Raw genomic sequence first — 21,663 nt, 5'->3', positions numbered from 1 at the left:
GGCTGCTTCTTTCGTCTTCTTCAATGAATCAAGCAATTCGTGTGGGAACTTATGGAGCAGCTGATGTCGTCGATTAAGGAGGTGATCCAGCCGCAGGTTCCCCTACGGCTACCTTGTTACGACTTCACCCCAGTCATGAATCACACCGTGGTAACCGTCCTCCCGAAGGTTAGACTAGCTACTTCTGGTGCAACCCACTCCCATGGTGTGACGGGCGGTGTGTACAAGGCCCGGGAACGTATTCACCGCGACATTCTGATTCGCGATTACTAGCGATTCCGACTTCACGCAGTCGAGTTGCAGACTGCGATCCGGACTACGATCGGTTTTGTGGGATTAGCTCCACCTCGCGGCTTGGCAACCCTCTGTACCGACCATTGTAGCACGTGTGTAGCCCAGGCCGTAAGGGCCATGATGACTTGACGTCATCCCCACCTTCCTCCGGTTTGTCACCGGCAGTCTCCTTAGAGTGCCCACCATGACGTGCTGGTAACTAAGGACAAGGGTTGCGCTCGTTACGGGACTTAACCCAACATCTCACGACACGAGCTGACGACAGCCATGCAGCACCTGTCTCAATGTTCCCGAAGGCACCAATCCATCTCTGGAAAGTTCATTGGATGTCAAGGCCTGGTAAGGTTCTTCGCGTTGCTTCGAATTAAACCACATGCTCCACCGCTTGTGCGGGCCCCCGTCAATTCATTTGAGTTTTAACCTTGCGGCCGTACTCCCCAGGCGGTCAACTTAATGCGTTAGCTGCGCCACTAAGAGCTCAAGGCTCCCAACGGCTAGTTGACATCGTTTACGGCGTGGACTACCAGGGTATCTAATCCTGTTTGCTCCCCACGCTTTCGCACCTCAGTGTCAGTGTTGGTCCAGGTGGTCGCCTTCGCCACTGGTGTTCCTTCCTATATCTACGCATTTCACCGCTACACAGGAAATTCCACCACCCTCTACCACACTCTAGTCAGTCAGTTTTGAATGCAGTTCCCAGGTTGAGCCCGGGGATTTCACATCCAACTTAACAAACCACCTACGCGCGCTTTACGCCCAGTAATTCCGATTAACGCTTGCACCCTCTGTATTACCGCGGCTGCTGGCACAGAGTTAGCCGGTGCTTATTCTGTCGGTAACGTCAAAACAATCACGTATTAGGTAACTGCCCTTCCTCCCAACTTAAAGTGCTTTACAATCCGAAGACCTTCTTCACACACGCGGCATGGCTGGATCAGGCTTTCGCCCATTGTCCAATATTCCCCACTGCTGCCTCCCGTAGGAGTCTGGACCGTGTCTCAGTTCCAGTGTGACTGATCATCCTCTCAGACCAGTTACGGATCGTCGCCTTGGTGAGCCATTACCTCACCAACTAGCTAATCCGACCTAGGCTCATCTGATAGCGCAAGGCCCGAAGGTCCCCTGCTTTCTCCCGTAGGACGTATGCGGTATTAGCGTCCGTTTCCGAACGTTATCCCCCACTACCAGGCAGATTCCTAGGCTTTACTCACCCGTCCGCCGCTCTCAAGAGAAGCAAGCTTCTCTCTACCGCTCGACTTGCATGTGTTAGGCCTGCCGCCAGCGTTCAATCTGAGCCATGATCAAACTCTTCAGTTCAAACATCTTTGGGTTTTTAAGAAACCCTAAACTTGGCTCAGCAATCGTTGGTTATTCTTTGATTTCTCGCGGAGTAACTTGTGATGCTGATAATCTTGTTGACTATCAGTCTGACTCCACAAGCACCCACACGAATTGCTTGATTCAGTTGTTAAAGAGCGGTTGGTTAAGATGTTTCGTCTCAACCGAGGCGCGCATTCTACAGCAGCCTCATTTGCTGTCAAGCGGTTATTTTCAGAAGTTTTCGAAGAATTCTTCAACAACTTCAACCACTTGCGCTTGCGATCTCTCGTAAGCGGGAGGCGAATTCTACAGCGTTACACGCTGCTGTCAACACCTCTTTTTCAACTTCCTTTTGGCTTCGATGAACTGAAGCGACCTGCTGTCGAAAACTGCTTAACTCATTGTTTACCAAAAAGTTTTCCGTTTCGACTGCGCCGGAAGTGGGGCGAATTATAGGCGCACAGAATCTGCCGTCAACGACTAATTTCGTTTTCTTATCAAATAGTTAGGATTGATCAGAAAACGACCGACGCTCCTCTATATAGAAGAGATCGCTCAGACAACGCCAGCCTCTCTTAAAGCAGCTACATTCGACGGCGCCAGCCCCAGCACACTTTGCAGCACTTGAACCGTATGCTCACCCAACAGCGGAGGCGCATTACGATATTCCACGGGTGTCTTGGAAAGCCGGATGGGACTGGCAACCTGAGGCACCATCCCCGCCAACGCGTGAGGCAACTCTATGGCCAACCCACGCGCCTTGACCTGCGGATCGGCAAACATCTGCGCCAGATCATTGATCGGCCCACACGGCACACCTACCTTCTCCAGCCGCGATACCCACTCTGCCGTAGTCTTGAACACGGTCGCCTGCCGAATCAGTGGAACCAGCACCGCACGATTGGCAACTCGCATCTTATTCGTAGAGAACCGCGGATCATCCGCCCACTGGGGTTGTCCGGCCACCTCGGCGAACTTGCGAAACTGCCCGTCATTACCCACGGTCAGGATGAAATCACCATCAGCCGTAGGAAAGTCCTGATAAGGCACGATGTTCGGATGCGCATTGCCCAGACGCTTTGGCGAAACTCCCGTGGTCAGGTAGTTCATCGCCTGGTTAGCCAGGCAAGCTACCTGCACATCCAGCAGCGCCATATCAATATGCTGCCCACCGCCGTCGTGATCCCGGTGAGCAAGCGCCGCCAGGATGGCTACGGTCGAATAAAGCCCGGTGAGGATATCGGTCAACGCCACCCCAACCTTCACCGGCCCCGCGCCCTCATCACCCTCAGGCCGACCGGTGAGGCTCATCAACCCACCCAGCCCTTGAATCATGAAGTCATAGCCGGCACGGGTTGCATAGGGGCCGGTCTGGCCAAAGCCGGTAATCGAGCAATAGATCAGCTCCGGATTGATCGCCTTGAGCGACTCATAATCCAGACCATAAGCTGCCAGGCCACCCACTTTGAAGTTCTCGATCAGAATGTCCGACTTGGCAGCCAGGTCACGCACCAGCTTCTGCCCCTCAGGCCTGGTGAAGTCGATGGTCACCGAAGCCTTGTTCCGGTTGGCGGACAGGTAGTACGCGGCCTCACTGGTGTTCTCACCATCAGCATCCTTGAGAAAAGGCGGCCCCCAGGCGCGCGTGTCGTCACCATTGCCCGGCCTTTCGACCTTGATCACCTCGGCCCCAAGGTCCGCGAGTATCTGCCCGGACCAAGGGCCCGCCAGTACTCGCGATAAATCCAGTACACGCAGATGCGAAAGCGCGCCCATGTCCGTGCTCCTATTAATAGAAGGCCTGAAGACCGGTTTGCGCGCGCCCCAGGATCAAGGCATGCACGTCATGCGTACCTTCATAGGTGTTGACCACTTCCAGGTTGACCAGATGACGCGCCACCCCAAACTCGTCGGAGATGCCGTTGCCGCCCAGCATGTCCCGGGCCATGCGCGCGATATCCAGAGACTTGCCACATGAGTTGCGCTTCATGATCGAAGTAATCTCAACCGCCGCCGTTCCCTCATCCTTCATCCGCCCCAGGCGCAGACAACCTTGCAGCGCCAACGTGATCTCGGTCTGCATGTCGGCCAGCTTTTTCTGGATCAACTGCGTCGCCGCCAACGGGCGACCAAACTGATGACGATCAAGGGTGTACTGGCGCGCGGTATGCCAGCAGAACTCCGCGGCCCCCAGCGCGCCCCAGGAGATGCCGTATCGCGCCGAGTTCAGGCAAGTAAACGGACCTTTCAAGCCACGCACGTCCGGAAAGATGTTCTCTTCGGGCACAAACACGTTGTCCATGACAATTTCGCCCGTAATGGACGCCCGCAAGCCGACCTTGCCGTGAATCGCCGGAGCACTCAGGCCTTTCCAGCCCTTCTCCAGTACAAAACCGCGTATGTCGCCGGCGTCGTCCTTGCCCCACACCACAAACACGTCGGCGATCGGGCTGTTGGTGATCCACATCTTCGCGCCAGTCAGGCTGTAGCCGCCTTCCACTTTGCGCGCACGGGTAATCATCGCGCCTGGATCAGAACCGTGATTGGGCTCGGTGAGACCGAAGCAGCCGATCCATTCGCCGGAGGCCAGTTTCGGCAGGTACTTCTGCTTTTGCGCTTCGGTGCCGAATTCATTGATCGGCACCATGACCAATGAGGACTGCACACTCATCATCGAGCGATAACCGGAATCGACACGCTCGACTTCACGAGCAATCAACCCATAGCTGACGTAGTTCAAGCCACTGCCACCGTATTGCTCGGGAATCATGGCCCCCAGCAAGCCGGTTTCGCCCATCTCGCGGAAGATCGCGGGGTCGGTCTTTTCATGACGGAAAGCTTCAAGCACACGGGGCGCCAACTTGTCCCGAGCAAATTGCTCGGCGCTGTCGCGCACCATGCGCTCTTCTTCGGTGAGCTGTTGATCCAGCAGCAGCGGATCGATCCAGTTGAAGCTTGCCTTGCCAGCCATGAATAAGTCCTCACGAAAAGAATCAAAACGTCGTGCAGGCAGACTAGGCCGGGGCGACGCCGAGGGCAAACGAGGTTTCTGCATGGGGTTGTGCTAATTTCTCACTTCGTAACGCCTGACAAGGCCAAAAAAGCGTCTTATATGTGAGGACAATGTACATGCGCAGGAAAATCCCCAGCACTACCGCGCTTATCAGTTTCGAAGCAGCCGCCCGCCATGAGAGCTTCACCAAGGCAGCACAGGAGCTTTCCATCACTCAAGGTGCGATTTGCCGACAGATCGCCAGCCTTGAAGAATTTTTGAGTGTCGAACTGTTTCGACGCTCGCGGCGCGGGGTAAAGCTGACCGAGGCGGGGCTGTCTTATAGCCGCAGGGTGGCAACGCAACTGGATGCAGTAGAACGCGACACCCTTTCGGTCATGGGCCAGCAGGGCGCGAATGTCATCGAACTGGCTGTGGTACCGACTTTCGGCACCCAATGGTTGATCCCGCGCCTGAAGGACTTTCAACAGCGGCACCCGGAAGTGACGGTCAACCTGACCAACCGCACGCGCCCCTTCCTGTTTGCCGACACCGAGTTCGACGCTGCGATCTATTTCGGCGATGCCGACTGGTCCGGCACCGAATCCCACAGGCTCATGGGGGAAAACCCTGTCCCCGTGTGCAGCCCACGCTTACTCGGCGACCGCGCGCACTTTACCCCCCAGGAAATGGCCGACCTGCCCCTCTTGCAGCAGACAACGCGCCCTTACGCCTGGCGCCAGTGGTTCAACGCCCAACAGATGAGCGTTCCCCGCGACATGACAGGCCCGCGTTACGAGCTATTCTCAATGTTGTCCCAGGCGGCAATGCATGACATGGGCATTGCGCTGATCCCGCCCTTCCTGATCCAGCGAGAGTTGAAAGAGCAGCACTTGGTGATCGCGAGCCACCATACCCTGCCCAGCGATAAGTCTTATTACCTGATGATTCCGGAACGAAAGGTCAAATCCGCGTCCCTGCATGCGTTCCGCGATTGGCTCATCGAGCAATCCCGGCGCTACAACCCCGACACCCAAGGCCAACCCCCATTTACTGACCTTGTAGTCAACTAAATAAAAGCACTACAGATATACGCGGATGTCGCATTTAAACAGACTGTATCTGTTGAACAAAAAAGGAGCGCAAAGCCATGAATGATAAGGCTTGCAGCGACTATTACGGTTCAATAACCGACTATTCACGCCGACGATTAAAAAACCGTGCGCTACCGCCTACAAGCCTTTAATTGCTTGTATTTAAAGAGGTTATTTCGGCACGTTGCGACAATCAGTCACAGGGTGACTTGTAGTTAATTTTTCGTCACCCGTCATAATCCCTTGAAGGCCGTAAAGTTCGCCTGCAAAATGCCGCGCCCCGCTGTCATTTCAGCGGGATCGTGCTGATCGGCCGCCCCAGTTGCGCCACTCACGGCGCACTGGCCTTTTTACAAAAAGATCAAAAGCAAAAAGATCATGCAGGAGATTTGACGTGCACATTGGTGTTCCTCTCGAAACCCAGACCGGTGAAACGCGGGTGGCTGCCACCCCGGAAACCATCAAGAAGCTGATCGGCCAGGGCCATAAGGTCACTGTACAAAGCGGCGCCGGCATCAAAGCCAGCATCGTCGACAGTGCCTATGAAACGGCAGGCGCAACCATTGGCAGCGCCAGCGATGCGTTTGGCGCCGAACTGATCCTCAAGGTGGTTGCTCCCAGCGACAGCGAACTGGCGCTGATCAAAAGCGGCACCGTATTGGTGGGCATGCTCAACCCGTTCAGCAACGAAACCATCGCCAAGCTCGCAGAGCGCGGCATCACGGCCTTCGCGCTCGAAGCTGCGCCACGCACCTCCCGGGCCCAGAGCCTGGATGTGCTGTCCTCCCAAGCCAATATCGCCGGCTATAAGGCCGTGTTGCTGGCGGCCCACCACTACCCGCGCTTCATGCCGATGTTGATGACCGCCGCAGGCACGGTGAAAGCCGCTCGCGTGTTGATCCTCGGCGCCGGTGTTGCAGGCCTTCAGGCGATTGCCACGGCGAAACGCCTGGGTGCGGTGATCGAAGCGTCTGACGTTCGCCCGGCCGTGAAGGAGCAGATCGAATCCCTCGGTGCCAAGTTCGTTGATGTGCCTTACGAAACCGATGAGGAGCGCGAATGCGCGGTCGGCGTCGGCGGTTACGCACGTCCCATGCCCAGTAGCTGGATGCAGCGCCAGGCCCTGGCGGTGCATGAGCGCGCCAGGCAGGCCGACATCGTCATCACCACGGCGTTGATCCCCGGCCGTAAAGCGCCGACCTTGCTCAGCGCCGAAACCGTCGCGCAGATGAAGCCAGGCTCGGTGGTCATCGACCTCGCGGCAGCCCAGGGCGGCAACTGCCCGCTGACGGTTGCAGATCAAGTCGTGGTGGAAAACGGCGTAATCATCTGCGGCCCGACCAACCTGGCCGGCGCCGTGGCAGCCGATGCTTCGGCCCTGTACGCGCGCAACCTGCTGGACTTCCTGAAACTGGTGTTCACCCAGGAAGGGCAGTTTGAAATCAACCTCGAAGACGACATCGTCGCCGCGTGCCTGATGTGCCGCGACGGCCAAGTCATCCGCAAAAACGCCTAAGCAGGGATTCAGACGATGGAAGAGCTTATCTCCCCCGGTATCTACAACCTGATCATCTTTGTGCTGGCGATTTATGTCGGCTACCACGTGGTCTGGAACGTGACACCCGCGCTGCACACGCCGTTGATGGCCGTGACCAACGCCATTTCGGCAATCGTGATCGTAGGGGCCATGCTTGCCGCCGCCCTCACGGTCACACCGCTGGGCAAGACCATGGGCACCCTGGCCGTGGCCCTGGCGGCGGTCAATGTGTTTGGTGGTTTCCTGGTCACCCGGCGAATGCTTGAGATGTTCAAGAAAAAAGCCCCGAAAGTAAAAGAAGAGGCGCCCAAGTAATGAGCATGAACCTCGTCACGACGCTCTACCTGATTGCGTCGATCTGTTTCATCCAGGCCCTCAAAGGCCTCTCGCACCCGACCACTTCGCGGCGCGGCAACCTGTTCGGCATGCTCGGCATGGCGCTGGCGGTACTCACCACCGTTGGCCTCATCTATAAGCTCGGCGCTGAGCTGGCGACGGCCGGTATCGGCTATGTGATCGTCGGCCTGCTGATCGGCGGCACCGCCGGCTCGGTCATGGCCAAGCGCGTCGAAATGACCAAGATGCCGGAACTGGTCGCGTTCATGCACAGCATGATCGGCCTGGCTGCGGTATTCATCGCCATCGCGGCGGTCGTCGAGCCGCAATCGCTGGGTATCGTCAAGCACCTGGGCGACGCCATTCCTGCGGGCAACCGCCTGGAACTGTTCCTCGGTGCCGCCATCGGTGCAATCACCTTCTCCGGTTCGGTGATCGCTTTCGGCAAGCTGTCCGGCAAGTACAAGTTCCGCCTGTTCCAGGGCGCACCGGTGCAGTTCGGCGGCCAGCACAAGCTCAACCTGGTGCTGGGCCTGCTGACGCTGGGCCTGGGCCTGGCCTTCATGTTCACCGGCAACCTCACGGCCTTCGCCGTGATGCTGGCCCTGGCCTTTGTACTGGGCGTGCTGATCATCATCCCCATCGGCGGCGCCGACATGCCGGTGGTTGTCTCGATGCTCAACAGCTACTCAGGCTGGGCGGCGGCAGGGATCGGCTTCTCGCTGAACAACTCGATGCTGATCATCGCCGGCTCCCTGGTGGGCTCCAGCGGCGCGATCCTGTCGTACATCATGTGCAAGGCGATGAACCGCTCCTTCTTCAACGTGCTGCTCGGCGGCTTCGGCAATGCGCCGGACGCCGGTGCTGCGGCAGGTTCCAAGGAAGCACGGCCGGTGAAGTCCGGCTCGGCCGACGATGCGACTTTCCTGCTGACCAACGCCGACACCGTGATCATCGTGCCGGGTTACGGCCTGGCCGTGGCCCGGGCGCAACACGCGCTCAAGGAACTCACCGAGAAGCTGACTCATCGCGGTGTGACGGTAAAGTACGCGATCCACCCTGTGGCGGGCCGTATGCCCGGGCACATGAACGTACTGCTGGCCGAGGCCGAAGTGCCGTACGACCAGGTGTTCGAGATGGAAGACATCAACTCCGAGTTTGGCCAGGCCGACGTGGTACTGGTGCTGGGCGCCAACGATGTGGTCAACCCGGCCGCCAAGAACGATCCGAACTCACCGATCGCCGGCATGCCGATCCTTGAAGCGTTCAAGGCCAAGACCATCATCGTCAACAAGCGCTCGATGGCCAGCGGCTACGCAGGCCTGGACAACGAGTTGTTCTACCTGGACAAGACCATGATGGTCTTCGGTGATGCCAAAAAGGTTATCGAAGACATGGTCAAAGCTGTCGAATAACACTGCGCCAGCGCAATACCCGAAACCCCGGCCTCCGATAGGCTGGGGTTTTTTCTTTCCCATGCTCTGCGTGGGAATGCAGCCAGGGATGCTCTGCGTCCCGCTTTGCACACTCCGATGAAACCCGACCAAAGGCTCTAAATCGCCACTCGGCATTCGACCATGGTAGCGCGCCGAAACTTTTTGAAATCACTACACTGCCCAACTTGCTTCCGCAGCCTGAGATAACCATTCATGTACCGTGATCGTATCCGCTTGCCTTCGTTGTTGAACAAGGTCATGAGCGCGGCAGACGCCGCTGCACTGATCGAGGACGGCATGACCGTCGGCATGAGCGGCTTCACCCGCGCCGGTGAAGCCAAGGCCGTCCCCCACGCCCTGGCCGAGCGCGCCAAGACGTCCCCGCTGAAAATCACCCTGATGACCGGCGCCAGCCTCGGCAACGACCTGGACAAGCAATTGACCGAAGCCGGCGTGCTGTCACGCCGCATGCCGTTTCAGGTCGATAGCACCTTGCGCAAGGCAATCAACGCCGGCGAGGTGATGTTTATCGATCAGCACCTGTCGGAAACCGTCGAGCAACTGCGCAACAACCAGCTCAAGTTGCCGGACATCGCGGTGATTGAAGCCGTTGCCATCACCGAACAAGGCCATATCGTGCCCACTACCTCGGTGGGCAACTCCGCCAGCTTCGCGATTTTTGCCAAGCAAGTCATCGTCGAGATCAACCTGGCGCACAATCCGAACCTGGAGGGGCTGCACGACATTTATATCCCTTCCTATCGGCCAACCCGCACGCCGATTCCGCTGGTCAAAGTCGACGATCGTATTGGCAGCCCGGCGATTCCCATCCCGCCCGAGAAGATCGTCGCCATTGTGATCACCAACCAGGCCGATTCCGCCTCTACCGTGACGCCACCCGACAGCGACACCCAGGGCATCGCCAACCACCTGATCAACTTTCTGAAACAGGAAGTCGATGCCGGGCGCATGACCAACAAGCTCGGCCCGCTGCAGGCCGGGATCGGCAACATCGCCAACGCAGTGATGTGCGGTTTGATTGACTCGCCGTTCGAAGACTTGACCATGTATTCGGAAGTGCTGCAGGACTCGACGTTCGATCTGATCGACGCGGGCAAGCTGAGCTTCGCCTCCGGCAGCTCGATTACCCTGTCGGAGCGGCGCAATGCCGATGTGTTCGGCAATCTTGCGCACTACAAGGACAAGCTGGTGCTGCGCCCGCAGGAAATCTCCAACCATCCTGAAGTGGTGCGCCGCCTGGGCATCATCGGCATCAACACAGCGCTGGAGTTCGATATCTACGGCAACGTCAATTCCACCCATGTCTGCGGCACGCGGATGATGAACGGTATTGGCGGCTCCGGGGACTTTGCGCGCAATGCGCACCTGGCGATCTTCGTGACCAAGTCGATTGCCAAGGGCGGCGCGATTTCAAGCGTAGTGCCGATGGTCAGCCATGTGGACCATACCGAACATGACGTCGACATCCTGGTGACCGAAGTGGGCCTGGCGGACTTGCGTGGCCTGGCACCCCGCGAGCGTGCCCGCGTGATCATCGACAACTGTGTGCACCCGGCGTATCGCGACGCACTGAACGGCTACTTCGTTGCCGCCTGCGCTATCGGCGGGCATACCCCGCATATCCTGCGCGACGCACTGAGCTGGCACATTAACTTGGAAGAAACCGGGCACATGCTCAAGGCTTGAGGGATATACAACCGGGTTGGTGCCAATACAGTTTCACCGGCCCGGTGGTTTGATCGCCACATCTTTCAAAAACTGTACTGCTGTACCGGTCATTTCCTACAGAAATATCCCACGACCCTCACCGAAAAAACCCATTTCGCACCGTTACGGTGCGCACAGGTACAGTTGCCCCCATTTCGTACCTTACAGCCTCTATAAACAGTTAACTGGCCCCTCACAATACAGGTGAACTGTATCTAGAGAGTCTTGCGTGCGAGGAGGATCATTGGCATCAGTTAAACCACTACCTAATCCCGCCACAAGCGGAAGGATGTCATCATGGAACGTACACTCAGTTCCGAACTGTTCTTCGAAGAAAAAGCTGTTAACACCCAGGCTTCCCTGCCTTTGCGCGTTCTCGCCAACCTGATGTTGTGGCAGCGCCGCATCTCCAGCCGCCACCAATTGGCTCGTCTGGATTCGCGTCTGCTGGCTGATGCCGGTATCAGCGAAGCTCAACGCTACGAAGAGCTGAGCAAGCCGTTCTGGCGCTGATTGGCGCTCGCTGGCCCTGACCCGCCGGGTCCACCGCCAGCACTCTGATTTGTCAAAGCAAAGCCCGCCCCGGGTAACCGGAGGCGGGCTTTGTTGTATCTGGATAGGGGAACCGGAAAAACTGCAGCCATCTACCGGACCAGTACAGTTTTCGTTTTTATAAATAACACCACAACAGTTAACCGCAGGCTTCCGAATGAGCAAGCGGTGACCTAATATCCAGTCACCACGTGGCGAACCTTGTAGAACGGGCGTCAGATGCCCAATTGCCCAACGTCCGTTTCACTGTGGCGGTTCTACGCCACCTTATTTGCTCATCTACAGGAGTCACCCCATGTCCCGTCTTCGCCTGCTGTGCACCGCCGCCCTGTTGGCCGTTGCTGCCAACGCCAACGCGAGCAGCTTTATCGTCACCACCGATTCGATCGTCGGCGCGCTGAAAGCCACCTCCGACGCCACGTCCGATGCCACCTCCTCCCTGCGCGACAACAAGGTGGTGCGAGCCGCCCGTGACGACGCGGCCAGCTTTGTCGCAAGCGAAGGCGCCATCCGTGGTGTGAAACTGGAAAGCGCCCTGGCGCAGATCCGCCAGCAGGCACCGCAATTGAACACTGCCACTGACGCTCAATTGGCCCAGGCAATCCTGGCGATCTAACGCCAGGGCCGGCAGGAAGAGCCCGTCAGTGCACTGGCTCTCACCCGGCCATTGCGCTAGCCTTGGCGCTCGTTTTCAGTTGTCGAGTGCCATGGCTTTTTCATACCGCCTGTTGATTGTTCCAGTAATGCTCTGTGCCTGCTGGGCACCATTGGCTTCGGCCTTTGACGTCTCTGTTCAGAGCACCGTTGCCAGCGCGTACGCCACCAGCAAGGTGACGTCTGCGCCGTTTGATAACAAGTTGGTCCGGGTCGCCAGGGATGATGCTGCTGCTTTCATTGCCACAGACGGCCAATGGCGGGGCGCACGCCTGGAGTCCGCGCTGGATTACCTGCGCCGCACCCAGCCAAAACTTCATGCAAGCGACCTTGAACTGGCGCAGGCAATTCTCGTCCAATAATCATCTTTGTATAGCCATCTTTGTATTGGAGTCACCCCATGCGTAGCCCGTTGATCGTCGCCGCCCTCGGCCTGCTGTTTCTGGCTGATGTCGCCCAGGCGCAAACCCTGAAGGCCACCAGCAACATCGTGGTTCGCGCTTCGGCGCGCACCATTGATTTCACCTCTGACACCACCACCTCGATCCGCGATTCCAAGATCGTGCGCGAAGCCCATGATGATGCCGCCAGTTTCGTCGCCACCCATGGCGAGATCCGTGGCGCGCAACTCGAGGCCGCCTTTGACACCCTGCGCACCCGCGTACCAGAAGCCCGTGATGCCAGCGACCAGACGCTCGCCGAAGCTATCCTCGCTCTGTGAGGCGAATCAAGGCCTGGCTCCTGGCCGGGGCTGTGCTGCTGTGTGCCGGTGCGGCCCAGGCCAGCCTGCAACTGCAGCTCAAGACCGATGGCCTGAGCCCGGCTGAACAGCAGGCCAGCCAGGCATTGCTCGATGAAGCGATGGGCGCCCTGCCGCCGCGCTTCATCGAGCAGCTGGACCGCCGCATCGAGGTCGGCTGGACCGACAAGATGCCTGAAAACGCTTACGGCCAGGCCTCCCTGGTGTCCGAGCTGGACCTCAACCGAAACCTGCTGGCCAGCCTGACCGACGGCAGCGCCGCCACCCGCAAAACCAACCGCCCCCACGGCACCGTGCGCCGGGAAATGCTCGCCACTGTGCTGCATGAACTGACCCACATCTATGACCGTGCGCGCCTGTGGTCCAAAGACGAGCGCGCCCTGATCCAGCGCTGCAGCCGCCAGAACAACATCACCGGCCTGATTGGCCTGCCCGATCAATGCCGTGGCCAGAACGACCGTCGCTTCACCCTGAGTGACGACCCTCGCCTGCTGGACCTCGCCGGCTGGCCGCAATATGTCGGCCGTCGCGGCGAACGCGAGCAGCACAACAACCAGGTGGTTCGCAGCCCGGATATCTACGAAACCACCAGCCCGCTGGAATTCGTCGCGGTCAACATGGAGTACTTCCTCCTCGACCCCAGCTACGCCTGTCGCCGTCCCGCGCTGGCGCGCTATTACAAGGAACATTTCGGCTGGGCGCCGCCGGGGCAGGATAAGTGCGGCAATACCTACGCCTTTTTGAACGCCGGCAACGATTTCGCCAAGACCCCGCTCGGCCAGATCGACCCGGAACGTGTGTACGAAATCGACTACCTGCTCGCCGAAGCCAACCAGAATCTGGTGAGCCGCTGGGGCCATAGCATGCTGCGCCTGGTGATCTGCGCGCCCGGCCGTCCTCGCGGGCCGGATTGCCGGCTGGACCTGGATCAGCACCTGGTGCTGTCCTACCGCGCCTTCGTCGGTGACGTACAGCTGTCGAGCTGGGATGGCCTGGTGGGCAAATACCCGTCGCGACTGTTTGTCCTGCCGCTGGCCCAAGTCATCGACGAGTACACCAAGACCGAACTGCGTGGCCTGGCGTCAGTGCCGCTCAAGCTCAATCGCCAGGAAATCAACGAAACGGTCGAACACGCCGCCGAGATGCACTGGAGCTACGACGGCAACTACTTCTTCATTTCCAACAACTGTGCGGTGGAAAGCTTGAAGCTGTTGCGCAGTGGCAGCGCCAACCCGCAATTGACCGGCCTGGACAACATCACCCCCAACGGCTTGCTGGAGGTGCTCAGCGCACGCGGGTTGGCCGACACCAGCGTACTGAATGACAAGCGCGAAGCGTTGCGCCTGGGCTATCACTTTGACTCGTTCCGCGAGCGCTACCAGGCGATGTTCGATGTACTGCGCAAGCGCCTGCCGATCAAGCAGACCCAAGTCGAAGACTGGCTGTCGCTGAATGCGCAGGAGCGCCGCCAATGGTTCAGCCAGGCCGACTTGCGAACCAGCGCCGCGTTGCTGTTGCTGGAGCAGGCCAGCTTTCGCAAACAATTGATGCTCGCCCAGGACGAAGTCAAACAACGCTACCTCAATGCGCGGGAGCTGAAGAACGGTGGCATGGAAAAAGCCAACAACACGTTGCAGCAAATCCTCGCCAACAGCGGCTTCCTCAGTCGCCCCGCCGAGTTGCTCGACAGTGGCGGCTACGGCCTGCCGCAGCCTTCGGAGGCCAAGCGGCTGGAATCGGAAAGTGCCGAGCGCCAGAAGCAACTGCAATCGCTGACCGGCGAGCTGGATAAAGAAGTCAGGGCGCTGCTCGATCCGTCCCGCGCTGCCGAGATTGCCGCTTGCGAAGCCAATCTCAAGCAAATGGGCGAACACCTGCGAGCGTTGCATAAAGCGGCCGGCGGCCTCGAACTGCCGTAAACACTCAGCGAATCAAGTAATTCCAATGTGGGAGGGGGCTTGCCCCCGATAGCGGTAGGTCAGCTAGCCATAAGCTGCCTGACCCACTGCAATCGGGGGCAAGCCCCCTCCCACATTTTTTATCCGCATAGGCCGCAAGACCGAGTGTCACCTGTTTTCCCGGCGAAAGCTGGCTGAAAGCTTACCCGTCTAGGATCACCCCACTGTCGGCAATAGACCGACTGTTAACAACAACAATGGTGATTCCCGATGTCCGCCCGTACCCGTCTGTTTTTCCCTACTCCCCCCGTACGCCTCGTGCCTTTCGTTCTGCGCTGACCTCACCCGGTTCGCCATTCCCTAGCCGCGCTACGCCTGGAGTATTCCTATGCTGACTTTCCTTGGCTTTGCCATGGTCATCACGTTCATGTTCCTGATCATGACCAAGCGCCTGTCTGCGCTGATCGCCTTGATCATCGTGCCGATCCTGTTCGCGCTGTTCGGCGGCTTCGCGCCGAAGATCGGCCCGATGATGCTCGAAGGCATCACCAAGCTCGCGCCGACCGGCGTGATGCTGATGTTTGCCATCCTCTACTTTGCCCTGATGATCGACTCCGGCCTGTTCGACCCGGCCGTGCGCAAGATTCTCAAGATGGTCAAGGGCGACCCGCTGAAAGTCTCGGTCGGCACCGCCGTGCTGGCCCTGGTGGTGTCCCTCGACGGTGACGGCGCCACCACCTACATGATCTGCGTCGCTGCGATGCTGCCGCTGTACAAGCGCATCGGCATGAGCCCGCGCATCATGGCCGGCCTGATCATTCTTGCCGGTGGCGTGATGAACATGACCCCCTGGGGCGGCCCGACCGCTCGCGCCGCCAGCGCGCTGCATGTGGACCCCTCGGATATCTTCGTACCGATGATCCCGGCCATGGCGGCCGGCGTGGTAGCGATCCTGGCGATTGCCTATATGTACGGCAAGCGCGAGCGCGCACGCCTGGGTGAACTGCATCTGCAAGGCGACGAGATCGACCACAGCGAAATCAGCGTGTCGCAATTTCCCGACGCCCGCCGTCCGAAGCTGATCTGGTTCAACGGCGCGCTGACACTTGCCCTGATGTGCACGCTGATCGCCGGCCTGCTGCCGCTGCCCGTGCTGTTCATGGTGGCGTTCAGTATCGCGATGATCGTCAACTACCCATGCCTGCAACAGCAGAAAGACCGCGTCGCCGCCCACGCCGGCAGCGTATTGGCGGTGGTCGGGCTGATCTTCGCCGCCGGCATCTTCACCGGCATCCTGTCGGGCACCGGCATGGTCGATGCCATGTCCAAGAGCCTGCTGGCGGTTATCCCTGAAGCCTTGGGACCGTACCTGGCGGTCATCACGGCGCTGGTGAGCATGCCGTTTACCTTCTTCATGTCCAACGATGCGTTCTACTATGGCGTGCTCCCCGTGCTGGCCGAAGCTGCCAGCCACTACGGCATCACCGCCGTGGAGATGGCGCGTGCGTCGATCGTCGGGCAACCGGTGCATCTGCTCAGCCCACTGGTACCCTCCACCTACTTGCTGGTCGCCCTGGCAGGTATCGAGTTTGGTGATCACCAGCGCTTCACCCTCAAGTGGGCAGTGCTGGTATGCCTGTGCATAATGTTCGCCGCGCTGCTGATGGGGATTTTTCCGCTGTTCAGCACTCTATAATCGTACCGACTCACTCACCGCGCGGCGCTACAGTCCGCGCGGTCTAACACTTGCTCAAAGGAATACACATGGAATGGCTGACCAATCCGGAAATCTGGATTGCCTTCTTCACCCTGACGGCGCTCGAGATCGTCCTGGGCATCGATAACATCATCATGATTTCGATCCTGGTCAGCCGCATGCCCAAGCACATGCAGGCGCGCACCCGGATCTTCGGCCTCGCCCTGGCGATGGTCACGCGCATCCTGTTGCTGCTGTCGATCACCTGGGTCATGCAACTGACCGCCGACCTGTTCGTGGTCTTCGGCCAGGGCATCTCCGGTCGCGACCTGATTCTGTTCTTCGGTGGCTTGTTCCTGCTGTGGAAAAGCTCCCAGGAGATGTACCACGCCCTGGAAGGTGAAGACGAAACCCACGACGAACCGGGTGGCAAGGGTGGCAAGTTCATCTACACCATCATCCAGATCGCGATCATCGACATCGTGTTCTCCCTGGACTCGGTCATCACCGCCGTCGGCATGGTTTCCCATGTGCCGGTCATGGTCGCCGCCATCGTGGTTGCCGTATTGGTGATGATGCTGGCCGCCGGCACCATCAGCGAATTCATCGACAAGCACCCGTCGCTGAAGATGCTGGCGCTGTCGTTCCTGCTGGTGGTGGGTACCGTGCTGATCGCCGAATCCTTCGACGTTCACGTGCCAAAAGGCTACGTCTACTTCGCCATGGCGTTCTCGCTGGCGGTGGAAGCGGTGAACATCAAGATGCGCACCGCCATCGCGAAAAAGAAGAAGCAGCAGGATCCGGTGAAACTGCGCAAGGATATTCCGGGTCAATAAACCCAAACGTCGCGCACCACCAAAACGCTGTAGGAGCGAGCTTGCTCGCGAAGAATTCAGGGACACCGCGTTGATTCAGATTGCACGCGTTATCGTTGGCGTTCTTCGCGAGCAAGCTCGCTCCTACACAGATGACAGTTTTGTTTCAATCCCGCGATCAGCTATGCGATGCTGGCGCAGAGCCCATTCGCCAACTACAGCTTAAGTACAAGACGTAGAACGGCACGCGGCAACTTTCCTTCGCTCCTGCTGGAGCTCACCTACACGGGGGGCCGAGCATGCTGACCTTGCTCAATCTGCTTTCCGCCGTGACCCTGCTGATCTGGGGCACGCACATCGTCCGTACCGGCATCCTGCGGGTCTACGGCTCCAACTTGCGCCAAGTCATCGGGCAGAACATGTCCAAGCGCTGGCTGGCGTTTATCGCCGGTATCCTGGTGACGGCCATGGTGCAGAGCAGCAATGCCACGGCGATGCTGGTGACGTCCTTTGTCGGCCAGGGGTTGATGAGCCTTACGCCCGCCCTGGCCACCATGCTCGGCGCCGACGTCGGTACCGCGCTGATGGCGCGGGTGCTGACCTTTGACCTGTCGTGGTTGTCACCGCTGCTGATCTTCCTCGGGGTGATTTTTTTCCTGTCGCGCAAACAGACGCGGGCAGGGCAGTTGGGCCGGGTCGGGATCGGCCTCGGGCTGATCATTCTGGCCCTGCAATTGATCGTCGAAGCTGCCGGGCCGATTACCCATGCCCAGGGCGTCAAAGTCATCTTCGCTTCGCTGACCGGCGATATCTTGCTCGACGCCCTGGTCGGTGCGCTGTTCGCGATGATTTCCTATTCCAGCCTCGCCGCAGTGCTGCTCACGGCAACCCTGGCCGGTGCCGGCGTGATCGGTCTGCACGTGGCCATCGGCCTGGTGATCGGCGCCAACATCGGCAGTGGCATCCTGGCCTTTCTCAGCACCAGCATGCAAAACACCGCCGGGCGGCAAGTCGCCCTGGGCAGCCTGTTGTACAAATTGATCGGCCTGCTGTTGATCATTCCGGTACTCGACCCACTCGTCCGCTGGATGGACGGCCTGGACTACAGCACCCAAGGCATGGTCATCACCTTTCACCTGCTCTACAACGTCAGCCGCTGCCTGATCCTGTTGCCCACTATCGGCCCGATGGCGCGGCTGTGCGAATGGCTGCTGCCGGAGCGTCCCGAGACCAACGGCAAAGCCAAGCCGCGCCATCTGGACCTGGCCTCGCTGAACACGCCGAGCCTGGCGCTGGCCAACGCCGCCCGCGAAACCCTGCGACTCGGCGACCTGATCGACAACATGCTCACCTCGATGCAGGAAGTGCTGCGCGGCAACCAAACCGCCATTACCCAGCAAATGCGCAGCCTCAGCGATGACGTCGAGGCGCTTTATAGCGCGATCAAACTTTACCTCGCGCAAATGCCCCGTGAAGACCTGAGTGAGCAGGACAATCGACGCTGGGCAGAAATCATCGAACTGTCGATCAACCTGAAGCTGGCCGGCGACCTGATCGAGCGCATGCTGCGCAAAGTGCAGCAGCAGAAGACGTCCCAGCGCCGGCAATTTTCCGAAGTCGGCCTGGAAGAACTCAGCGGTCTGCACAGCCAACTGATCGCCAATCTGCGCCTGGGCCTGTCGGTATTCCTCAGCGGCGACCCGGAAAGCGCCCGCCAGTTACTGCGGGAGAAACGCCGCTTTCGCGCCCAGGAGCGGCGCCTGGCCCACGCTCACGTCAGCCGCTTGCAGCGTAAAATCGTACAGAGCCTGGAAACCAGCTCCCTGCACCTGGAGCTGATCGCCGACATGAAGCGCCTGAACTCGTTGTTTTGCAGCAGCGCTTATGTCGTGCTGGAAACGTCCGACACCGGCGCACTCTCCGCCGACGATATTGCCGACATCACCCATTCGCCCTGAACGTACGCCAGCGAGCGAAGTCAGTTAACAACGGACCTCATTCGCCAGGAAGCTTGTTATGCGTCGCCTGTTACTTGCCTGCCTGTTCATGGGCTCGGCACACACCTTTGCCTTTGACCGCCTGCAGGTCGAAGGCTATACCTTGCCCAACGGCCTGCAATTGCTGCTCAAACCGGGCACCGAGCGCGGGCATGTGGCGATCCGCCTGGTAGTCGGCGTGGGCCTGGACGATTTCAGCTGCGAGCAGAAAGAACTGCCGCATTTGTTCGAGCACCTGCTGTTCAGCGGCATCGACGGCGGTAACGAAGGCGACCTCGAAGACCGCATGCAGGCCCTGGGCGGGGAGTGGAATGCCTACACCAGCAACGCCGACACCACGTTCGTGATCGAGGCGCCTGCGCAGAACCAGCGCAAGGTATTGGACCTGCTGCTGGCAATCGTCACCCGCACCCAACTGACCGATGCCAATATCAACGCCGCCAAGCAGGTGGTCGAGCGCGAGGACGGTGGCCATTATTCCCACTTGCAACGCCTGCTGGACCGCCAGGACCTGGGCCACAACGCCAGCAAGCAGCTGGCTGTCGAGTTGGGCCTCAAGTGCGCCGAACGCGCCGAGGTCAACGCTCTGACCCGCGACCAGTTGGAGGCGCTGCGCAAAAACTGGTACGCACCGAACAACATGACCCTGATCGTCGTCGGCGACCTGGACAAACTGCTGCCTGCCTACCTGGAACGCACCTATGGCCAGCTCGACCCGGTCGAGCCGAGCGAACATCGACCGCTGCCGCAAATCCAGCAGGCCGCCGCCAGCCATCGCGACCTGATCCACGGCTGGGTCGGCGACAATGCCAAGCTGCACTGGCTGTTCCCGGAGCCGGTGCTGGAAGACCAGCATGATGAAACCTACGACCTGCTCAAGGACTACCTCGACTGGGCGTTGTACCGCCAATTGCGCCTCAGGCACGGCCTGTCCTATGGGCCGTGGAGTGAGCGCGAAGTGCTCGGCGGCGTGGGCTTCCTGAGCCTGAACGCCGACCTCGAACGGGAAAACCTCGAGCAAGCCGAGCAGGTATTGCAAGACCTCAAGGCCCGCTTGCTCAAGGATGGCCTCGACCCGGCGGTGTTCGCGCGCCTGCAGCAAGCCGCCATCGCACGCCAGGCCTGGGCCGTGCAGGGCAACAGCGCGCTGGCCGACTATTATTGGAGCGCTGCCGGCGAATATGACGGTGGGCGCTTCAGCGACCCGGCCAAACGTATCAAGGCCGTGACCCTGGCCCAGACCAATCAGGCCATGCGCCAGTTGCTGGAGCAGCCGGGCTACTGGCGCATCGAAAAACCGCTGTTGAGCTATAACGCCCTGAGCTGGATAGGCGCGGGCGTGCTGGGAATGATCGTTCTTGTGTGGGTTGTCCTACGGCTTTATCGCAAACGGATCGCGTAACGAGGCACCGAACAGCGGACTAAAACGTTATTCTGTCTAAGATTTTTCCCACACACAGTGCGAACCGCCCATGCCGAATCTGCCGCCCCTTGTCCAGCGCGTTATAGAACTGATCAAGCGCTACCCTGGGGTGATCGCACTCGGCGGCTTCATCTCGGGTGTGGGCAGCTTCATCCTGGTGGACCGCCAGCAAGGCATGGCCAGTTGGATCGCCGTGATCCTGCTGGTGAGCTGGTTGTGGCTGATGCTGGAAAACAGCTTCACGCAGCTGTTCACCAAGCTGTTCAACCGCGAGATACCGGAACCGCTGCTGCGCTATGCGACCCAGATGATCCACCAGGAAAGTCTGTTTTTCGTGTTGCCGTTCTTTTTCGTCACCACGGCCTGGAACAGCGGCCAATCGGTGTTCACCGGCCTGCTCGGCGCGGCGGCGCTGGTCTCGATCATCGACCCGCTGTATTACAAGTGGCTGGCGCCCAAGCGCTCGCTGTTCCTCGCCTTGCATACGCTGACATTGTTCGCCGCACTGCTGACCGCGCTGCCGATCATCCTGCACCTGACGACCGCCGAAAGTTACAAACTGGCACTGGGCGTCGCCATGGCCCTGTCGATTCCGAGCCTGGCCGCCAGCCTGCCGCTGCGCAGCGTCAAAGGCTGGGCAATGCTGCTGGGGGTGACAGCCGCTATTGGCTGCGCCGGCTGGCTGCTGCGTAGCTGGGTGCCACCTGCCACCCTGTGGATGACTGAAGTGGCCATCAGCACCCAGCTGCAAGACCGCACACCGGGCGACGACCTCAAGCAAGTCAGCGCCGCCCAGCTGCGCAGCGGCGGGCTGTACGCCTACACCGCAATCAACGCGCCGCGCGGCCTCGATGAGCGGATCTACCATGTGTGGAAATTCAACGGCAAGGAAGTCGACCGCATTGCCCTGGATATCCATGGCGGCCGCAAGGAGGGCTACCGCGCCTGGACGCACAAGCAGAACTTCCCGCCGGATGCGGTAGGCCGCTGGCAGGTGCGGGTGCTCACCGAAGACGGGCAAGTGATTGGCGTGCTGCGCTTTAACGTCACCGACTCAGCACAAACGGACAACCCGCCATAGGCCCGATCGTGCTATTACGTAGCAATTGTGGACAGCCAAATACGCTCGGA

At 59.4% G+C, this 21,663-nt stretch carries 17 protein-coding genes and 1 rRNA gene; 15 read left to right on the top strand and 3 right to left on the bottom strand.

Features of this window, described 5'->3' with window-relative positions:
• Positions 1-74: 74 nt before the first annotated feature.
• The 3 genes from BFP89_RS18225 to BFP89_RS18215 all read right to left on the bottom strand — a co-directional run bounded on the left by BFP89_RS18225 (position 75) and on the right by BFP89_RS18215 (position 4,585).
• A 16S ribosomal RNA gene (locus tag BFP89_RS18225) occupies positions 75-1,611 on the bottom strand.
• Positions 1,612-2,169: 558 nt separating this feature from the next.
• Positions 2,170-3,390 carry a CaiB/BaiF CoA transferase family protein gene (locus BFP89_RS18220; RefSeq protein WP_065886801.1) on the bottom strand — a complete coding sequence of 407 codons (1,221 nt, stop codon included), beginning with the start codon at positions 3,388-3,390 and terminating at the stop codon, positions 2,170-2,172.
• Positions 3,391-3,403: 13 nt separating this feature from the next.
• Positions 3,404-4,585 (bottom strand): acyl-CoA dehydrogenase, encoded by a 1,182-nt coding sequence (locus BFP89_RS18215; RefSeq protein WP_065886800.1) that lies wholly within the window; start codon positions 4,583-4,585, stop codon positions 3,404-3,406.
• Positions 4,586-4,743: 158 nt separating this feature from the next.
• Between BFP89_RS18215 and BFP89_RS18210 the strand changes: the two genes are divergently transcribed.
• The 15 genes from BFP89_RS18210 to BFP89_RS18140 all read left to right on the top strand — a co-directional run bounded on the left by BFP89_RS18210 (position 4,744) and on the right by BFP89_RS18140 (position 21,613).
• Entirely contained in the window at positions 4,744-5,679 is a 936-nt protein-coding gene (locus tag BFP89_RS18210) for a LysR family transcriptional regulator (protein ID WP_065886799.1), read from the top strand.
• 415 nt (positions 5,680-6,094) lie between these two features.
• Entirely contained in the window at positions 6,095-7,216 is a 1,122-nt protein-coding gene (locus BFP89_RS18205; RefSeq protein WP_065886798.1) for a Re/Si-specific NAD(P)(+) transhydrogenase subunit alpha, read from the top strand.
• Positions 7,217-7,231: 15 nt separating this feature from the next.
• Positions 7,232-7,552, top strand: a complete 321-nt coding sequence (locus BFP89_RS18200) for an NAD(P) transhydrogenase subunit alpha (RefSeq protein WP_003187417.1) — start codon at positions 7,232-7,234, stop codon at positions 7,550-7,552.
• Complete coding sequence (locus BFP89_RS18195; protein WP_065886797.1) at positions 7,552-8,988, top strand: NAD(P)(+) transhydrogenase (Re/Si-specific) subunit beta; 1,437 nt, start codon at positions 7,552-7,554, stop codon at positions 8,986-8,988. The genes BFP89_RS18200 and BFP89_RS18195 overlap by 1 nt, the downstream gene beginning before the upstream one ends.
• 234 nt (positions 8,989-9,222) lie before the next feature.
• Entirely contained in the window at positions 9,223-10,716 is a 1,494-nt protein-coding gene (locus tag BFP89_RS18190) for an acetyl-CoA hydrolase/transferase family protein (RefSeq protein ID WP_065886796.1), read from the top strand.
• A 318-nt stretch (positions 10,717-11,034) separates the two neighbouring features.
• Entirely contained in the window at positions 11,035-11,250 is a 216-nt protein-coding gene (locus BFP89_RS18185; RefSeq protein ID WP_003187413.1) for a DUF1127 domain-containing protein, read from the top strand.
• A gap of 334 nt (positions 11,251-11,584) precedes the next feature.
• Positions 11,585-11,905 carry a DUF2388 domain-containing protein gene (locus BFP89_RS18180; RefSeq protein ID WP_057725665.1) on the top strand — a complete coding sequence of 107 codons (321 nt, stop codon included), beginning with the start codon at positions 11,585-11,587 and terminating at the stop codon, positions 11,903-11,905.
• A gap of 91 nt (positions 11,906-11,996) precedes the next feature.
• Positions 11,997-12,305: a DUF2388 domain-containing protein gene (locus BFP89_RS18175; protein WP_065886812.1), complete on the top strand. Its 309-nt coding sequence runs from the start codon at positions 11,997-11,999 to the stop codon at positions 12,303-12,305.
• Positions 12,306-12,343: 38 nt separating this feature from the next.
• Positions 12,344-12,664 carry a DUF2388 domain-containing protein gene (locus BFP89_RS18170; protein WP_056790589.1) on the top strand — a complete coding sequence of 107 codons (321 nt, stop codon included), beginning with the start codon at positions 12,344-12,346 and terminating at the stop codon, positions 12,662-12,664.
• Entirely contained in the window at positions 12,661-14,622 is a 1,962-nt protein-coding gene (locus BFP89_RS18165) for a DUF7844 domain-containing protein (RefSeq protein WP_065886795.1), read from the top strand. Before BFP89_RS18170 ends, BFP89_RS18165 begins: the two co-directional genes overlap by 4 nt.
• Before the next feature lie 367 nt (positions 14,623-14,989).
• The gene (locus tag BFP89_RS18160; protein WP_065886794.1) at positions 14,990-16,297 is read left to right on the top strand and encodes a CitMHS family transporter; all 1,308 of its coding nucleotides are present in this window, start codon (positions 14,990-14,992) and stop codon (positions 16,295-16,297) included.
• Positions 16,298-16,365: 68 nt separating this feature from the next.
• Entirely contained in the window at positions 16,366-17,133 is a 768-nt protein-coding gene (locus BFP89_RS18155; protein ID WP_017139071.1) for a TerC family protein, read from the top strand.
• 278 nt (positions 17,134-17,411) lie between these two features.
• Positions 17,412-19,070, top strand: a complete 1,659-nt coding sequence (locus BFP89_RS18150) for a Na/Pi cotransporter family protein (protein WP_065886793.1) — start codon at positions 17,412-17,414, stop codon at positions 19,068-19,070.
• 58 nt (positions 19,071-19,128) lie between these two features.
• On the top strand, positions 19,129-20,511 hold the full coding sequence (locus tag BFP89_RS18145; RefSeq protein WP_065886792.1) for a M16 family metallopeptidase: 1,383 nt from the start codon (positions 19,129-19,131) through the stop codon (positions 20,509-20,511).
• A gap of 70 nt (positions 20,512-20,581) precedes the next feature.
• Positions 20,582-21,613 (top strand): DUF5924 family protein, encoded by a 1,032-nt coding sequence (locus tag BFP89_RS18140; RefSeq protein ID WP_065886791.1) that lies wholly within the window; start codon positions 20,582-20,584, stop codon positions 21,611-21,613.
• The last annotated feature ends 50 nt before the right edge of the window (positions 21,614-21,663 follow it).

The sequence above is a fragment of the Pseudomonas sp. 31 R 17 genome (assembly GCF_900004915.1).
Lineage (GTDB): Bacteria > Pseudomonadota > Gammaproteobacteria > Pseudomonadales > Pseudomonadaceae > Aquipseudomonas > Aquipseudomonas orientalis_A.
Note: the sequence above shows the minus strand (reverse complement) of the source record. Positions and strands in the feature narration are given on the sequence as shown.

Bases quoted from the DNA above. Each gene is read 5' to 3' on its own strand.
- BFP89_RS18215 (WP_065886800.1), bottom strand. From the start codon at position 4,585: ATGGCTGGCAAGGCAAGCTTCAACTGGATCGATCCGCTGCTGCTGGAT.
- BFP89_RS18220 (WP_065886801.1), bottom strand. From the start codon at position 3,390: ATGGGCGCGCTTTCGCATCTGCGTGTACTGGATTTATCGCGAGTACTG.
- BFP89_RS18200 (WP_003187417.1), top strand. From the start codon at position 7,232: ATGGAAGAGCTTATCTCCCCCGGTATCTACAACCTGATCATCTTTGTG.
- BFP89_RS18180 (WP_057725665.1), top strand. From the start codon at position 11,585: ATGTCCCGTCTTCGCCTGCTGTGCACCGCCGCCCTGTTGGCCGTTGCT.
- BFP89_RS18175 (WP_065886812.1), top strand. From the start codon at position 11,997: ATGGCTTTTTCATACCGCCTGTTGATTGTTCCAGTAATGCTCTGTGCC.
- BFP89_RS18170 (WP_056790589.1), top strand. From the start codon at position 12,344: ATGCGTAGCCCGTTGATCGTCGCCGCCCTCGGCCTGCTGTTTCTGGCT.
- BFP89_RS18155 (WP_017139071.1), top strand. From the start codon at position 16,366: ATGGAATGGCTGACCAATCCGGAAATCTGGATTGCCTTCTTCACCCTG.
- BFP89_RS18210 (WP_065886799.1), top strand. From the start codon at position 4,744: ATGCGCAGGAAAATCCCCAGCACTACCGCGCTTATCAGTTTCGAAGCA.
- BFP89_RS18160 (WP_065886794.1), top strand. From the start codon at position 14,990: ATGCTGACTTTCCTTGGCTTTGCCATGGTCATCACGTTCATGTTCCTG.
- BFP89_RS18190 (WP_065886796.1), top strand. From the start codon at position 9,223: ATGTACCGTGATCGTATCCGCTTGCCTTCGTTGTTGAACAAGGTCATG.
- BFP89_RS18185 (WP_003187413.1), top strand. From the start codon at position 11,035: ATGGAACGTACACTCAGTTCCGAACTGTTCTTCGAAGAAAAAGCTGTT.
- BFP89_RS18150 (WP_065886793.1), top strand. From the start codon at position 17,412: ATGCTGACCTTGCTCAATCTGCTTTCCGCCGTGACCCTGCTGATCTGG.
- BFP89_RS18145 (WP_065886792.1), top strand. From the start codon at position 19,129: ATGCGTCGCCTGTTACTTGCCTGCCTGTTCATGGGCTCGGCACACACC.
- BFP89_RS18140 (WP_065886791.1), top strand. From the start codon at position 20,582: ATGCCGAATCTGCCGCCCCTTGTCCAGCGCGTTATAGAACTGATCAAG.
- BFP89_RS18195 (WP_065886797.1), top strand. From the start codon at position 7,552: ATGAGCATGAACCTCGTCACGACGCTCTACCTGATTGCGTCGATCTGT.